General features: G+C 56.5%; 19 protein-coding genes and 1 pseudogene. 14 read left to right on the forward strand and 6 right to left on the reverse strand.

The window, feature by feature from the left end; all coding sequences use genetic code 11:
• Window positions 1-4: 4 nt before the first annotated feature.
• The 4 genes from dapF to AC4ANE_RS00900 are packed head-to-tail and all read left to right on the forward strand — an operon-like array spanning window position 5 to window position 3170.
• Window positions 5-835, forward strand: coding sequence for a diaminopimelate epimerase (gene dapF, locus AC4ANE_RS00885; protein ID WP_002555815.1), 831 nt, complete (start codon window positions 5-7; stop codon window positions 833-835).
• Window positions 836-848: 13 nt separating this feature from the next.
• Window positions 849-1583 (forward strand): DUF484 family protein, encoded by a 735-nt coding sequence (locus tag AC4ANE_RS00890; RefSeq protein ID WP_002555814.1) that lies wholly within the window; start codon window positions 849-851, stop codon window positions 1581-1583.
• 2 nt (window positions 1584-1585) lie between these two features.
• Window positions 1586-2485, forward strand: a complete 900-nt coding sequence (xerC, locus tag AC4ANE_RS00895; RefSeq protein ID WP_460408658.1) for a tyrosine recombinase XerC — start codon at window positions 1586-1588, stop codon at window positions 2483-2485.
• Window positions 2478-3170 carry an HAD family hydrolase gene (locus AC4ANE_RS00900; RefSeq protein WP_002555812.1) on the forward strand — a complete coding sequence of 231 codons (693 nt, stop codon included), beginning with the start codon at window positions 2478-2480 and terminating at the stop codon, window positions 3168-3170. The genes xerC and AC4ANE_RS00900 overlap by 8 nt, the downstream gene beginning before the upstream one ends.
• Before the next feature lie 74 nt (window positions 3171-3244).
• Here the strand turns inward: AC4ANE_RS00900 and sutA are convergent, their stop codons facing one another.
• The 5 genes from sutA to AC4ANE_RS00925 all read right to left on the reverse strand — a co-directional run bounded on the left by sutA (window position 3245) and on the right by AC4ANE_RS00925 (window position 6369).
• Entirely contained in the window at window positions 3245-3574 is a 330-nt protein-coding gene (gene sutA, locus AC4ANE_RS00905) for a dormancy-specific transcriptional regulator SutA (protein ID WP_002555811.1), read from the reverse strand.
• A 98-nt stretch (window positions 3575-3672) separates the two neighbouring features.
• Window positions 3673-4098: a secondary thiamine-phosphate synthase enzyme YjbQ gene (locus AC4ANE_RS00910; RefSeq protein WP_002555810.1), complete on the reverse strand. Its 426-nt coding sequence runs from the start codon at window positions 4096-4098 to the stop codon at window positions 3673-3675.
• Window positions 4099-4340: 242 nt separating this feature from the next.
• Window positions 4341-5678, reverse strand: coding sequence for an ammonium transporter (locus AC4ANE_RS00915; protein ID WP_002555809.1), 1338 nt, complete (start codon window positions 5676-5678; stop codon window positions 4341-4343).
• A gap of 33 nt (window positions 5679-5711) precedes the next feature.
• Entirely contained in the window at window positions 5712-6050 is a 339-nt protein-coding gene (gene glnK / locus AC4ANE_RS00920) for a P-II family nitrogen regulator (RefSeq protein ID WP_002555808.1), read from the reverse strand.
• Between the two features lie 196 nt (window positions 6051-6246).
• Entirely contained in the window at window positions 6247-6369 is a 123-nt protein-coding gene (locus AC4ANE_RS00925) for a hypothetical protein (protein ID WP_255872753.1), read from the reverse strand.
• Between the two features lie 99 nt (window positions 6370-6468).
• On the opposite strand from AC4ANE_RS00925, the gene AC4ANE_RS00930 reads away from it, so the two are divergent.
• Window positions 6469-6735, forward strand: coding sequence for an accessory factor UbiK family protein (locus AC4ANE_RS00930; RefSeq protein ID WP_002555806.1), 267 nt, complete (start codon window positions 6469-6471; stop codon window positions 6733-6735).
• Window positions 6736-6776: 41 nt separating this feature from the next.
• Here AC4ANE_RS00930 and AC4ANE_RS00935 read toward each other — a convergent pair whose 3' ends face one another.
• Window positions 6777-7658, reverse strand: coding sequence for a LysR substrate-binding domain-containing protein (locus AC4ANE_RS00935; RefSeq protein WP_031595735.1), 882 nt, complete (start codon window positions 7656-7658; stop codon window positions 6777-6779).
• 104 nt (window positions 7659-7762) lie between these two features.
• Here AC4ANE_RS00935 and AC4ANE_RS00940 point away from each other — a divergent pair, with 104 nt between their 5' ends.
• From AC4ANE_RS00940 to AC4ANE_RS00980, 9 genes and pseudogenes are all read left to right on the forward strand, one after another.
• Window positions 7763-7990, forward strand: coding sequence for a hypothetical protein (locus AC4ANE_RS00940; protein ID WP_002555804.1), 228 nt, complete (start codon window positions 7763-7765; stop codon window positions 7988-7990).
• Window positions 7968-8213: an MFS transporter gene (locus AC4ANE_RS00945; protein ID WP_223216238.1), complete on the forward strand. Its 246-nt coding sequence runs from the start codon at window positions 7968-7970 to the stop codon at window positions 8211-8213. Before AC4ANE_RS00940 ends, AC4ANE_RS00945 begins: the two co-directional genes overlap by 23 nt.
• Window positions 8197-8832: an MFS transporter gene (locus AC4ANE_RS00950; protein ID WP_002555802.1), complete on the forward strand. Its 636-nt coding sequence runs from the start codon at window positions 8197-8199 to the stop codon at window positions 8830-8832. The genes AC4ANE_RS00945 and AC4ANE_RS00950 overlap by 17 nt, the downstream gene beginning before the upstream one ends.
• 135 nt (window positions 8833-8967) lie before the next feature.
• Window positions 8968-9384, forward strand: a complete 417-nt coding sequence (locus AC4ANE_RS00955) for a hypothetical protein (RefSeq protein ID WP_223216239.1) — start codon at window positions 8968-8970, stop codon at window positions 9382-9384.
• A complete protein-coding gene (locus AC4ANE_RS00960; RefSeq protein ID WP_002555801.1) occupies window positions 9381-9965 on the forward strand; it encodes a Fe(II)-2OG oxygenase family protein in 585 nt (194 codons plus the stop codon). Before AC4ANE_RS00955 ends, AC4ANE_RS00960 begins: the two co-directional genes overlap by 4 nt.
• 176 nt (window positions 9966-10141) lie before the next feature.
• A protein-coding gene (locus AC4ANE_RS00965; RefSeq protein WP_460408660.1) for an IS5 family transposase occupies window positions 10142-10994 on the forward strand; the annotation gives its coding sequence in 2 pieces (ribosomal slippage) (window positions 10142-10482 and window positions 10481-10994; 855 coding nt in all).
• 660 nt (window positions 10995-11654) lie between these two features.
• On the forward strand, window positions 11655-13031 hold the full coding sequence (locus tag AC4ANE_RS00970) for an MATE family efflux transporter (protein WP_002556044.1): 1377 nt from the start codon (window positions 11655-11657) through the stop codon (window positions 13029-13031).
• Window positions 13032-13111: 80 nt separating this feature from the next.
• Window positions 13112-14299: an indoleacetate--lysine synthetase gene (gene iaaL / locus AC4ANE_RS00975; RefSeq protein WP_460408662.1), complete on the forward strand. Its 1188-nt coding sequence runs from the start codon at window positions 13112-13114 to the stop codon at window positions 14297-14299.
• A gap of 177 nt (window positions 14300-14476) precedes the next feature.
• A pseudogene (locus AC4ANE_RS00980) lies at window positions 14477-15352 on the forward strand (LacI family DNA-binding transcriptional regulator).
• The last annotated feature ends 102 nt before the right edge of the window (window positions 15353-15454 follow it).

Below are 15454 nucleotides of genomic sequence, written 5' to 3' on the forward strand. Positions count from 1 at the left end.
TCCCATGCTGCTGCGTTTTACCAAGATGCACGGGCTGGGTAACGACTTCATGGTCCTGGATCTTGTGAGTCAGCACGCGCACATCTTGCCCAAGCATGCCAAACAATGGGGCGACCGCCACACCGGTATCGGTTTCGATCAGCTTTTGCTGGTCGAGGCGCCGAACAATCCGGATGTGGACTTTCGCTACCGAATCTTCAACTCCGATGGTTCCGAAGTCGAACAGTGCGGCAACGGCGCGCGCTGCTTTGCCCGTTTCGTACTCGACAAGCGCCTGACGGCCAAGAAGCAGATACGCGTCGAGACCAAGAGCGGCATCATTGAGCTGGATATCCGCAGCGACGGGCAGATCAGCGTCGATATGGGGCCACCCAGGTTTGTCCCGGAAGAAATACCTTTCGAGGCCGCAGAGCAGGCCACCCGTTACAACGTCGAGGTAGACGGGCAGAATATCGAACTGGCTGCTGTGTCCATGGGCAACCCGCATGCCGTACTGCGTGTCGATGACATCAATAACGCGCCGGTCCACGAGCTGGGGCCGAAGATCGAGCATCACCCGCGCTTTCCGGCACGGGTCAATGTGGGCTTTCTTCACGTGGTGGATCGTCAGCGTGCGCAGTTGCGTGTCTGGGAGCGTAGTGCCGGGGAAACCCAGGCCTGTGGCACCGGCGCCTGTGCGGCGGCGGTTGCTGCCATCAGCCAGGGCTGGATGGATTCGCCGCTGCTGATCGACCTGCCCGGAGGTCGCCTGTCCATCGAATGGGCTGGCCCGGGACATTCTGTCATGATGACCGGCCCCGCCGTCAGGGTTTATGAAGGCCAAGTTCGTCTTTGAGTGAGTAACTGCCATGACCGATCAACCTCCCGCTTCAACAGGCACACCCTGCGAATCGCCTGTCGATAGCGCAGCGCCAGACCTTGAAGCAGAGGCGGTCATCGCCTTCCTGCTTGAGCACCCGGACTTTTTCGCCGAGCACGACGAGCTGCTGGTGTCGATGCGCATCCCGCACCAGCGTGGCAATACCGTTTCGCTGGTCGAGCGTCAGCTAAAGCTGCTGCGCGAGCGCAACATCGAAATGCGTCATCGCCTGTCGCAGCTGATGGACGTCGCTCGGGACAACGACCGCCTGTTCGAAAAGACCCGACGCCTGAACCTCGCCCTGATGGATGCCACCAGCCTGGACGAGCTGGTCATCGCTGTCGAAGACAGCCTGCGTCAGGATTTTCAGGTGCCCTTCGTCAGCCTGATCCTGTTCAGTGACAGCCCGATGCAAGTGGGGCGATGGGTCAGCAGCGCCGAAGCACAGAAAGCAATCGGCGGCCTGATTGGCGAGAAGATCATCTGCGGCGCGTTGCGTGAGCATGAACTGGCGTTCCTGTTTGGCGCAGAGCAAGGCAAGGAAGTGGGCTCTACCGCCATCGCCAGCCTCAATCACCTGGGCCTGCATGGCGTGCTGGCCATCGGCAGTCGTGATCCGCAGCATTACAAAAGCTCGGTCGGCACTCTGTTCCTCAGTTACATCGCCGACGTCCTGAGCCGCCTGCTGCCGCGTTTCGCTCACTCTTTACGCTCGGTTCGCTAGCCATGGAACAGCATCTGGACGCCTACTGCATGCACCTGCGCAGTGAGCGCCAGGTGTCGCCTCATACGCTTGAAGCCTACCGGCGCGATCTGGGCAAGGTTCTGGCATATTGCCAGAAGGCGCAACTGTCGAGCTGGAATGATCTGGATATCCAGCACCTGCGCAGCTTTACCGCCCGCCAGCACCAACAGGGCCAGTCTTCACGCAGTCTGGCGCGCATGCTGTCGGCGGTGCGCGGTTTCTACAAATACCTCAATCGCGAAGGCATCTGCCAGCACGACCCGGCAAACGGCCTGTCACCGCCCAAGGGTGAACGGCGTCTGCCCAAGACGCTGGACACCGACCGCACCGCGCAATTGCTGGATGGCGGCGTCGAAGATGATTTTCTGGCTCATCGCGATCAAGCCATTCTGGAGCTGCTTTACTCATCAGGGTTGCGACTGTCCGAACTGACGGGCCTGAACCTGGACCAGCTGGACCTGCGCGACGGGCTGGTGCAGGTCCTGGGCAAAGGCAGCAAGACCCGCGTACTGCCGGTCGGAAGCAAGGCTCGCCAGGCGCTGGAAATATGGTTGCCGCTGCGTGCCCTGACCAATCCGCAGGACGACGCCGTGTTCGTCAGCCAGCAAGGCAAGCGCCTCGGCCCGCGCACGATTCAAGTGCGGCTCAAGGCGGCTGGTGAGAGGGAGTTAGGGCAGAACCTGCATCCGCACATGCTGCGTCACTCGTTCGCCAGCCACCTGCTGGAGTCGTCACAGGACTTGCGCGCCGTGCAGGAGCTGCTGGGTCATGTGGACATCAAGACCACGCAGATATATACGCACCTGGACTTCCAGCATTTGGCTACTGTTTATGACAGCGCCCATCCCCGAGCCAAACGTAAAGGAGCTGCAGATGATTAAGCTGGTGACGTTTGATCTTGACGACACGCTCTGGGACACCGCCCCTGCCATTGCCGGTGCCGAAGTCACGCTACGTGACTGGCTGGGCGAAAACGCGCCCAGGCTGGGGGCGATTCCTGTCGAGCACCTGTGGGAAATTCGCTCGCGCCTTGTGGCTGAAGACCCATCCTTCAAGCACCGCATCAGCGCCTTGCGACGCCGCGTGCTGTTCCATGCGCTCGAAGATGCCTGCTACGACCCGGACGAGGCGCAGGACCTTGCCGACCGCGGCTTTGAAGTCTTCCTGCATGGCCGCCATCAGGTGCAGATTTTCCCTGAGGTGCAACCCATGCTGGAAATTCTCGCCAAGACCTTCACGCTTGGCGTGATTACCAATGGCAATGCCGATGTGCGTCGTTTGGGGCTGGCTGACTATTTTGCCTTCGCGCTGTGCGCCGAGGACCTGGGTATCGGTAAGCCCGACCCCGCACCGTTTGTGGAAGCGTTACGGCGCGCAAAAGTCGATGCCAGCGCAGCCGTGCACGTAGGCGATCACCCGAAGGACGATATCGCAGGTGCCCAACAGGCGGGCATGCGCGCCATCTGGTACAACCCGCAAGGCAAGGCCTGGGACGCAGACCGGCTGCCGGATGCCGAGATCCACAACCTGTCGCAGCTGCCGGAAGTCCTGGCACGCTGGGCCTGAAAACGGTCTGATGTTCGCTCAATAGAAAAAGCCCGCAGCGACGGCGGGCTTTTTCTCATACAGCGTCTGCAGCCTTAAATCGGGCGGCTACCGTATTTATTGTCAGGCTTCTTGGGCGGATCGGCGACCACGTTGGCCTCCACTTCCTGCACCTTGCCACCACGCGCCAGGAACTCTTCCATGGCACGCGCCAGAGCATCGCGCTCTTTGTTCTTGGCTTCTACGCTAGGCAGTTCATCGACCGAGACAGCGGCCTTGGCCTTGCCTTTTGCGGGTGCTGCCGGAACGTCGGAATCGTCTGGCTCGGCTGCGTCGTCTTCCGGGGAGGCTGCTGCAAGCTCCTCACCGTCTTCGCCTTCCAGGTCGTCTACCAGATCGTCGTTAGTATCGTCGTCGTCGCTCATGTTCTACCTCATGACTTGCGAAAGCTGATTAGTTATAGCCCAACCGCCCGGAAATGCTAAGGCGATCGGAAAAATTCCATAACCGCTGACTCCAGCGGTTATATCCACTCACCCTGAAGGGTGGCGAGGACGTTACGAGACCCACCAGCGTCTCGATGTTCGCCCAGATAAATACCTTGCCAGGTGCCCAGCGCCAGTCGCCCTGCCGTCACCGGCAGAACCAACTGGCAGCCCAGCAGACTGGCCTTGAAATGCGCTGGCAAGTCATCAGGGCCTTCGTCGTCATGTTCGTAGCCGTCCACGCCCTGGGGCACCAGACGGTTGAAAAAACGCTCAAAGTCACGACGTACCGCCGGATCGGCATTTTCGTTGATGGTCAACGAAGCCGAGGTATGTTGCAGCCACACATGCAGTAGCCCGACACGACAATCGCGCAACGGGGGCAAGCCCGCGACTATTTCGTCAGTCACCAGATGGAACCCGCGGGGCCTGGCCCGCAAGGCAATTCTGGATTGATGCCACATACCGTTCTCCGCACCTTCGGCGCGCATTCTAACTCGACTGAGAAAAAAGCAAAGCGCGCAATAAACCGGCTTCCCTGCAAGTTGACGAAGACTGTCGATACATCGTTACCTGCGCTGCGTCACGGTGCCGAAATCATTGACGCGGGCAAAGTCAATGACAGCAAAAATCCGCGGTATATCCGCAAACGTCAGACAAAAAGAATGCCCGGAGACCGGGCATTCTTTTTTGCATCTGCGGCTGCTTACAAGTTGTAGCCACGCTCGTTGTGTTGCGCAAGGTCCAGACCGACAGACTCTTCCTCGTCGGTAACCCGCAGACCCATTACAGCATCCAGGACTTTAAGGATGATGAAGGTCACGATTGCGGTGTAGACGACGGTGAACGCGACACCCTTGAACTGAATCCAGACCTGGGCACCGATGTCAGTCACGGTGCCGAAGCCGCCCAGTGCAGGTGCTGCGAACACGCCGGTCAGGATCGCGCCGACGATACCGCCGATACCGTGAACGCCGAACGCATCCAGGGAGTCATCGTAGCCAAGCTTGCGCTTGAGGCTGGTAGCGCAGAAGAAGCAGATCACGCCTGCCGCCAGACCGATGATCAGAGCGCCCATCGGGCCGACTGTACCGGCAGCCGGGGTAATGGCGACCAGACCGGCAACCACGCCCGACGCGATGCCCAGAGCGCTTGGCTTACCGTGAGTAAGCCACTCGGCAAACATCCAGCCCAGTGCGGCGGCCGCGGTAGCGATTTGAGTAACCAGCATGGCCATACCGGCAGTGCCGTTGGCTGCAGCCGCGGAGCCGGCGTTGAAGCCGAACCAGCCGACCCAGAGCATTGCTGCGCCGATCAGGGTGTAACCCAGGTTGTGCGGTGCCATCGGCGTGGTCGGGAAGCCTTTGCGCTTGCCCAGTACCAGGCAGGCCACCAGACCGGCTATACCGGCGTTGATGTGTACGACGGTGCCGCCAGCGAAGTCCAGAACGCCCCAGTCCCACAGCAAACCACCGACGCCGCCCCAGACCATGTGGGCGATTGGCGCGTAGACCAGAGTGAACCAGATACCCATGAACACCAGCATTGCGGAGAACTTCATGCGTTCTGCGAAAGCGCCGACAATCAGGGCGGGGGTGATGATTGCGAAGGTCATCTGGAAGGTGACGAACACCGCCTCAGGGAACAACGCAGCAGGACCGGTAATGCTTGCCGGCGTGATGCCTGCCAGGAACGCTTTACCCATACCGCCAAAGAAGGAATTGAAGTTGACGACGCCCGCTTCCATACCGGTTGTATCGAACGCAATGCTGTAGCCGTACACGACCCACAGGATGCTAATCAGACCGGTGATGGCGAAACACTGCATCATCACGGACAGAATATTCTTCGAGCGAACCATACCGCCGTAGAACAGCGCGAGACCGGGGATGGTCATGAACAGGACCAGAGCGGTCGAGGTCAGCATCCATGCAGTGTCGCCAGAGTTCAGCACCGGCTCGGCCACTGGGTCAGCCGCCAGGGCAAGACCAGGTAATGCGAGGGACAACAGGGCACCGAGCCCTGCGAGTTGACGCAGAGTCATATTGTTTTCTCCTGGGGCGTTGGGTTTGGCGGCTTAAATAGCGTCTGTATCGGTCTCGCCGGTACGGATGCGAATGGCCTGTTCCAGATTGACCACAAAAATCTTGCCGTCACCGATCTTGCCGGTGTTGGCGGCCTTGGTTATGGCTTCGATGACACGATCCAGATCCTTGTCATCAATGGCGACATCGATCTTCACTTTGGGAAGGAAGTCGACGACGTATTCAGCACCGCGATAAAGCTCAGTGTGACCCTTCTGACGCCCGAAGCCTTTGACTTCAGTGACGGTGATGCCCTGCACGCCGATTTCAGACAACGACTCGCGAACGTCATCCAGTTTGAACGGCTTGATGATGGCAGTGACTAGCTTCATGAAAACTTTCTCCCGAATTTGGTGGACTTGCCCCAGGAAAACAAACCCGACTCAAGTCTAAGCGCAGTGCCTGGCTTTGTAACGTGTCGGCCGCCTGATCAGGCCAGGCCAACTCCAGAAAACCGCTTCTGACGAAACACTTCCCCGCTCCGCCTGCCGCACTGCATTCGTCACAGCGACTGCATCAGTGCATGGGTCATAAGCCACTAAGCAGAAAGCTTGCCATCTCGTGAATATTCATTGAATACAGGCTCTTGGGCAGGTTTTGCCGGGTCAAACCGGCTTCGCGACCAAGGTAATGCACACTAATGGTGCTCATGTGCACGCCGCAGCGCTCCATAAGCGTGCGACTCGCCCCGTCAAATTGACTATAGACACTGCGTGTTACACTGCCGGCTTCTGATTCAGGAAAATCATCATGCTCGCGCCCAAAGCCTTTCTTGACGCCCTCAGCGGCCACGCTTCCCGTCTTTTCAACGGCGAAACGCCAGTACCCCGCAGCGAATTCGAAGCCCAGTTCAAGGCCCTGCTGCAAAGCGGCTTCAGCAAACTGGACCTGGTCAGCCGTGAAGAATTCGATAGCCAGATGGCCGTCCTCGCCCGCACCCGCGCCCGCCTGGAAGCGCTGGAGGCCAAGATGGCCGAGCTGGAAGAGAAGGCTGGCGGTGTTGAAAAGGCCGAGTAATTCCTGGCCTGATATCTTCGTCGGTCGTCAGGCCATTGTGATCAGGCGATCTCGCTTCTGATCGCTTGTACCACCATGCTCGACAATCGCTCGGTCAGAGGATTGGGATTCGCCTCGTGCCTGTGCAACGTCAGGGCTATCGAAGGCAGAGCCGGCAAACCCCGGTCTTCGATATTCAGAAGCTCAGTGCCCGATTGAAGACCAAGAGCCGTTCTGATGGTGTAGCCCAATCCAGCCTCGGTGGCCGCAGACAGACCATTGAGACTCGAGCTGGTAAAGGAAAGATGCCAAGGGATCCCGGCAAGGTTCAATGCGTCAGTGGCCTTTGAATGGAAGGGACAAGGCGCATCAAATGCAATCACAGGAAGTGGGTTGCCTGACTCGACACGCCAGTCCAGATACCGGTGTGACGATCCGATCCATTGCATGGGCAGCTCTACGATCGTTTCTTGGTACCCATTCTTTTTTACATCCCCCCACGCCACCGCAAGATCGAGAGAACCATTTTCGATGCGGTTCAACAGATCTGCATTACGTGCAATACGTGCCTCGACTCGAACATCGGGGTGGGCTCTGGCGAATCGTCCAAGCACTGTCGGCAAGAAACTGCCCAGGTCTTCCTGAAGCCCGAGGCGTACCCAGCCTTTGAGTTTGAGCTCCGACACTGCCGTTATGGTCTCGTCGTTAAGGCTCAAGAGGCGCTTGGAATAGTTAAGTAACACCTCCCCGGTGTCCGTCAACGCCAGCTTGCGTCCGGCTTTCTTGAAGAGTGGAGAGCCTGCCTGAGCTTCCAGTTTTTTCAATTGGGCACTAATGGCTGACGTAGAGCGGGCAAGTTTCTGCGCGGCCTTGGCAAAACTGCCCAATTCGACCCCTGTTACAAAACTGCGCATGACATCCAAATCGAAATTCACCGGTCTCATAACAATCCTGCTTTTTGGGACGAACACGCAAAATAATTTGATATTCGAGACGATACTCTCATGAGAATCTTGCGACCCACAACCAATTAAATAGTGGGATTCTTATGACTGTCGATAACGGTCACCGTTGGAAAGTGCTTGGCGTCGGCGTGGCCGCCAATGCGAGCTTTTCAAGCGTCGTAGGGGGGCTGCCCGCGACGGCGGTCTATATGCGTGCCACCTACCAGTTGGATAACAGCGAGCTGGGGCTTGTACTCGGCGTTTTAGGATTGGGTATCGCCATCAGCGAGATCCCGTGGGCGAGCGATCATGGCCTGGTTCAAAGAGGGTGAACGGGGGTTGGCCATGAGCATTCGCCAGACGGCCGTTCCGGGCGGTTACGCCTTGGGGGCCATCGTGCTGCCCTATCTCGCTTATACCTACGGGTTTGTAGAGGTCTTTACTGCATCAGCCTTGTTCTGCCTGATAGCGGCGTTGTTCGCCGGGTTCTGGCTCTATGAACCCGACTTCTCCAGCAGCGCTGCAAAAAAAACAGAGCATGGAGACAAGTGCTAGCCCGTTAAAGGATCTGAGGGTCTGGCGCATCGTATTAGCCATCGGTCTGTTATGCGCGCCTCAATTCGCGATCCTCACCTATGCGGCGGTGTTCTTCCATGATTTCAGCAAGATGGACATCACGCTGATTTCAACCACGTTGGCGATTATCCAGGTCGGCGCGATTGTCAGCAGAATATGGAGCGGACGCTGGACCGACAAAAACAAAAACCGACGTGCCTACCTCAAGACGTGTGCCTGGTTAAGCACCCTGACTTTTTTGGCGCTGGGCACCTTGGTGTCGGCAGCGGGCTTTTATGGCCTGAGTGAAACTGCGCTGGCCAGCGGTCTGATTATCGGCGTCATGATCATTGCTGGAATAAGCGTGTCCGCCTGGCACGGTGTCGCCTATACCGAACTTGCCACACTGGCGGGTGCGAGTCGGGTGGGTACAGCCTTGGCCATGGGCAATACCTGCGTGTTTGTGGTGCTGTTCGCAACGCCCATCGCTGCATCCTCTCTCATGACTCACTTTTCCTGGGGAGTGGTGTGGCTGGCAGCAGCCTTCTGCGCGCTGTTGACGGTGCCGTTGTTCCCGCGCGTTGAAAAAAGCTATGCACTGGCACCCCGTTCAACCTGAGACCGATTCCCCTGCTGACCGCTATCGTAAACCGTGTTGCCAACTAGTTTGAGCAGCACGCCCTCGCACTGACGATAGACGCCACCGGCCTGACGCTTTCTTAATTGAACTGAACTCTTTCCATGGAGGAGAGGCATGATCCCGCTATTTACCTTTGAGCCTGAAGAGAAAGCACACCTGCTGAATCTTCTGGAACCGCTACATTTATCCCCCTATAAAAGCTACACAGGTTTCTCGGAAGGAATACGGCGCTTGCACTCCGATGTGCCCGCTCGTTTCCTGAGTGCCTGTCAGATTATCCGCAGCGAAAGAGCGAATCATCAGCAAAAGATTCACGTTATTCGCAACTGCCCTATGGACAGGTTGATTCCCGAGCTTGATCCGGAGGATCCGGTAAGGATAAACACGTCAAGAAAACACCGTTTGTCAGTGAGGCCTTTCTTGAGCTGTTTGCGCAACTTACCGGCACACCGTTACTGTCTTATGAGACCAGAAATGAAGGTGATTTCTTCACCGATGTTATTGCCATCAAGAAGTACAGCGGGCAATTGACCGGCTTCAGTGACAGTGAACTGGTGTTCCACAATGATCGTACCGCGCATAAAGTCAGGGCCGACTACATCACGTTGCTGGGCATGCGTTGCCCGGAAGATGACTTGATCTATACCGGTTATATCGATGGTGTCGACATCGTCAGAAACCTGGAGCCCCGGCACATTGCCTGCTTACGTGAGCCGCATTTCTATACCGTGTTCGATATCTTTTCCCGTGACATGAACAAGCAACTCAGCACCTCTGAAAAACATGCCATTCTGAGCAACGACCATTCCATCCGCTTTCTCGACACCATGACCTGCGTTGCCGAACAAGCCCCTGTCGAAGCACGCGATGCCTTCATCGCATTCAAAAGTGCAATGAGTTCGCACTGCAAGCGCCACCGCATACTGACTGGCGACCTGTTGACCTTCGCCAATCAGGACGGTCTGCACAACCGGGAAAAGATCGACATTCTGAACCCTGAAAGTGCGGCGTCCCGCTGGCTGTTGAAAACCTACGCTTTCAAAGACCTGTGCACCGCCGAAAGCTTTCAGTCTTATTGGTCCCGTAACAGAGCGTGCTGTGTCATCGACTGATTTGCTGTTAACGCTACACAACCCTTATCAGCATGTGTAGGTTTTCGAATTAAATGCGAATTTTTCGAAATAGATGCGACTGAAACAGGCTGGTATTCGTAACCCGTCGCTCCTAGGGTTTGTCTGAAAAGTCGCTTTCGCCAGAATGATGCCCTCTGGTTGCCAGGAGAGCCGTCATGACAGACCGTTATGAAATTTCATCTGAGCGTTGGGCGATCATTGAAGCCATTATTTCCCCTCCTCAACACATGGGGCGGCCAAGGCGCGATGATCGTCAGATGCTTGATGGAATCTTCTGGATTTTGTGCTCTGGCGCCAAATGGCGGGATCTTCCAGAGCGTTTTGGGCCTTGGAGGACCGTTTACCAGCGCTTCAGGCAATGGCGTGACAACGGCAAGTTCGAGCAGGTTCTGCGCCACCTTCATCTTCGTTTGCGAGAGGACGGATTCATCGATCTGGATACCTGGATGGTCGATTCCACGTCAATCCGGGCCAGCCGGGCTGCCAGCGGTGCTGAAAAAAAGGGGCCCGCAGGAACCGCAACACCACTGTCTCGGCCGAAGCAGGGGCGGACTGACCACCAAAATACACCTCGCCTGCGACAGTCATGGCATCCCGCTGGCCATTATGCTGTCGCCCGGCGAGCAGGCTGACTCGCGCTACTTCATGCCGTTGCTGGATCAGATCAGCCTTCCTGGAAGCAGGGGTCGCCCGCGCAAGCGTTGCCGTTATGTGCTTGCCGACAAGGGTTATGACAGCCAGGTTATACGTCAGTACTGCGACCGCTACGGCATGCAGCCGGTGATTCCGCTGCGCAAGATGCATCGCAAGCCTCGACCCGGCCTGCCTCGGCTGTTTGACAGGCCTCAGTACAAAAAACGCAACGTTATTGAGCGGGTGTTCAGCTGGCTTAAGGAAAAACGTCGGATCTTTATGCGTTACGACAAACTGGCCAGCAGCTTTAAAGCCATGGTCACACTGGCCTGCATCGAAAAATGCTTGCGGGCTGACTTTTCAGAAAAACCCTAGCAGCCTGGCCAAGTGTATCGTAAAGATATCCCGGCCAGCCTCGATGATAAAGCAACGGTCTGAAGCTGTTTTGTGTTGGGGCTGTCCTGGGCCGGTACCGGCCTAGATGTAGCGGTTTGCAATCGAAAACGGCCGTGCTCGCAATCAGCGCACTTTTCGGCTCAGATTAACTGCGACTGACGCAGTCCTCTGGCTCACATTAGCTGCGAATGAAAATGAGCGAAGCAGATCGGCAAGTCAGCCGCGAGCATTTTTTCGTGCAGCTCAAGCGCAGGCGGATGAACACGTTAGTGAGCAGCGTTTTGACCTGATTGGCCTAGCGTCGAATTGCTCCACCAGATCGTTTATACGGAAGCAATGACAAATCAGGATGGCCATATGTCCACATCAGCGTGCAGCTTCTTGAGCGACATATCCGCCAGTTTTGAATCTTTCTTCGGAACCCACAAGCCCTGATGACCACCTATTATGCCCTGTACGAAACGTCCGGGAGTGGGGTTCATGCAAGGCAAAAAAAGCGAGGAAGCGGATTTTACGGATTGTAAATGAGTTCTGAGCTAGTTTTTAACGCAGCATCCCGGAGCGCAGCCACTTTTCATATAAAGCTTGAGGTGATGCAATGCCGTTGCTCATCTGGGATCAGTGAGAAGATAAGGATCAATGGTAGTTATCAAAGCAGTCTTCACCAGGGGTTCGGTGTTGCGGCATGTTGTGTTCATGACCAGCACCAGTGCGACCAGCCTGCTGTCGATCTTTCTGATCGAAGTGCTGACCGTGGTTTACATCGCGATGCTGCGTGACGACAGTTTGTTGGCTGCGTTCGCTATAGCCAAAACCCTGCTGTTCTTCCTCATTTCGATGATTCTTGGCATAGCCGTGGCGGTCTCGACAACCGTTTCGAGAAGCCTGGGCAGCGGCGTGCCGGATCAAGCCAGACGCCTCGCCAGTAGTGGTGTGCTGCTTGCCAGCATGGCTACTGTTTGTGGCGCTGCGCTTGAGCTAGTAGTTCTCGATCAAGCCATCCGCATGTTGGGCGGAGAGGGCAACAGTTTTACCGCGGCGCGTGAGTATCTGTGGCTAACCCTTCCGGCTTCGGTGCTGGTCGCTGTCGAGCAGCTATGCGTGCAGATCCTGCGCAGTGCAGGCTTCGGCAAACAGGCGATGTGGACCCTGCTGACGGCGACGGCCGCCGTTGCCATCGCAGATCCGCTGCTTATTGTGGTGTTCGATCTGGGCCTGGTGGGTGCCGGCATCGCCTACCTGATATCGAGCCTGGTATCGGCCTGTCTGGGGTTTTACTACGTTCACCGAGTCGCCCATCTGACCTGTCGGGTCAGCCTGAAGAACCTGTCAGGTGACATCAGAAATATCGGGCGAACCGCCTTGCCAGCGGTGATTGGCAACCTGGCAACTCCAGTGGGCATGGCCTACGTAATGGCTGCGATGGCGCCGTTCGGATCTCAGGCGCTGGCGACTATCGGGGTGATCGACAGGGTCATTCAGGTTGCTTTTTGTGTCGTGTTCGCCTTGCCCGGTGCGCTGATCCCGATACTGGGGCAAAACCTGGGCGCAATGAACACTGCTCGCGTGTCGCAAGCCATAAAGATGACGTACGGATTGTTGATCGGCTACGGCTCAGTGACCTCGCTGTTACTCATTCTGCTCGCTGAGCCATTAGCCAGCTTGTTTCATGTCGCCGGTGAAGGCCAAGTCGTGTTCTTCGCGTTCTGCCGATGGGGCGGCGCCCTCTGGACGCTCATCGGGCTGCAATTCATTGCCACCTCAGTCTTCCTCAGTATGGGGCGACCGGCGTACGTCACACTGTTCGGCTGGTTGCGCGCCAGCCTGGGAACCATGCCGTTCGTGTGGTATGGGGCACATAAATTTGGCAGCGTCGGGGTAATGCTCGGGCAGTTGCTGGGTAACACCATAGTGGCCTTTTGTGCCTGCTGGCTCGCGCATCTGCTCATGAAAAAGATGTTGGACATCGAGATCCATTCAATAGGGAACCGATCCCTCCACAGGAGTAACTCATAATCCACGTTTTGCCCACCCTTGGCTGTCGTCAGGTGGGCAGGATGTCCAGGAAATCAAAAAACGGACTATAGAGGACTCGCATGACTGCCTACGATATGGAAAAGGAATGGAGCAGAATTTCCAGCACTGCCGCTAAAATCCACCAGAACAACGATTTTGAAGGATTCACTTATCAGGACTTCAGAACCCACGTACCGATCATGGACAAAGACGGCTTCGCGGCACAGACTGAACGCTGTCTAGAGCGCAATGAGCGAAACTGCCTGATCGGCTTTACCAGTGGCACCAGCGGCAACATCAAACGCTGTTATTACTACTACGACTGCGAAGTCGATGAAGACAGCTCCCTCTCCAACGTCTTCCGCAGCAACGGCTTTATTCTGCCCGGTGATCGCTGCGCCAACCTGTTCACGATCAACCTGTTTTCTGCTCTGAACAACACGATTACCATGATGGCCGGTAACTGCGGTGCTCACGTCGTGTCCGTAGGTGACATCACCCTGGTGACCAAGAGCCATTTCGAAGCGCTTAACTCGATCAAGCTCAACGTACTGCTCGGCGTGCCATCCACTATCTTGCAGTTCATCAATGCCATGCAACATAACGGTGTGCACATCAATATCGAGAAGGTTGTCTTCACCGGCGAGAGCCTGAAAACTTTCCAGAAGAAAATCATCAGGCAAGCCTTTGGCGAACAAGTCTCCATCGTCGGTGTGTATGGCAGTTCCGAGGGCGGCATTCTCGGTTTCACCAACAGCCCTTGCCACACTGAATACGAGTTTCTGTCCGACAAGTATTTCATCGAAAAAGAAGGCGACAGCATCCTCATCACCTCGCTGACCCGAGAGAACTTCACGCCGCTGCTCAGGTACCGCCTGGGAGACACCGCAACCCTTTCGATGAAAGGCGACAAGCTCTACCTGACTGACATCCAGCGGGAGGACATGAGCTTTAACTTCATGGGCAACCTTATCGGTCTGGGCATCATCCAGCAGGCGATCAAACAGACACTGGGCCGCCCCCTGGAAATTCAGGTCCACCTGTCAGTGACCGAAGCACGCAAGGAACTGGTGACCGTTTTCGTTCAAGCCTCCGAAGTCGACGAAGAGGAACGCGCCAGAATCGAAACAGCCATCGCCGATATCCCCGACATCAACGAGGCGTATCAGAAAGACCAAGGCAGCGTGTCGGTCTTGCGCAAGGATGCCAGAGACTATGCCGTCTCGGAGCGAGGCAAAATGCTCTACATCATCGACCGCCGAAACTGAATGGTTGATGTGAACGAGTGAGCAACTGCACCGACGGGGCCTTTTGCTGTGTCGGTGCAGTTTTTTGGAGGATTCGGAAGCGTCAGAGGTCAGAGTCCACGAAACTGAAACGAACAGACTAATATTTACAGGCCTCTGTAGCATGATTATCCGTCAACCTGACAGGCCCCGCCTCGCATGACCTCAGTTAAAGACGTTGCACGATTGGCCGGTGTGTCCCTGATGACGGTGTCTCGGGCACTCAATAATCCGGCCCCGAGACTTATCAGCGAGTCCATAGCGCAATTGACGAGCTTCAATTCGTACCCAGCCTGTCGGCGCGCAGGATTCGGGGCAACAACTTGCAGACACGAACCATCGGAGTGTTCGCCCTGGACACCGCCACGACACCGTTCGCGGTCGAGCTGCTACTGTCCATCGAACAGACCGCACAGCAAGCAGGCTGGAACGTATTTATCCTCAACCTGCTAAGCAACCCTCCCACCGACCAGAATGTTGACCTGATGCTGTCGCATCGACCCGACGGGTAGATCTTCAGCGCCATGGGGTTGCGCAACGTGAGTATTCCCCAGCGTTTGAAGAGTAAACCGCTGGTGCTCGCCAATTGCATAGCCGATGACAGTAGCCTCGTCAGTTATGTGCCAGACGACGAAACAGGGCAGTACCGCGCCTTGCACTACGCGTTCAGCCAGGGCTATCGACGCCCGTTGTTTATCAATCATTGGGAATCCGCCGCCATTCTCGAACGGCCCATGATTGATGGCCGTCCGCAGTTCGACATTCTGATCTGCGGCAATGACCGGATTGCCTTCTGTGCCTACCAGTTGCTGCTGGGCCGAGGCCTGAAAATCCCCGGCGATGTCGCCGTGCTCGGTTACGACAACATGATCGGCATCTCCGAACTGTTCATTCCTGCGCTGACCACGGTGCAGTTGCCGTACTACGAGATCGGTCGTAATGCTGCCCGGCACTTGATAGAAAGCCTCGAAGTCTCGGGAGCCCAGCCGAGTCCAGCCAGTGGATTGTCCGCTGGTGGTCAGGGAATCGTTATGAGCGACTTGCAAGGGATCACGCATCAACGCTGAGCACTTACTGCTTGTATAGCGGTCGTTGAGATTCAACCAGACGAACGACGAACCACAACAAAAAAAGCGC

It is taken from the genome of Pseudomonas sp. Pme6b (genome assembly GCF_058129925.1).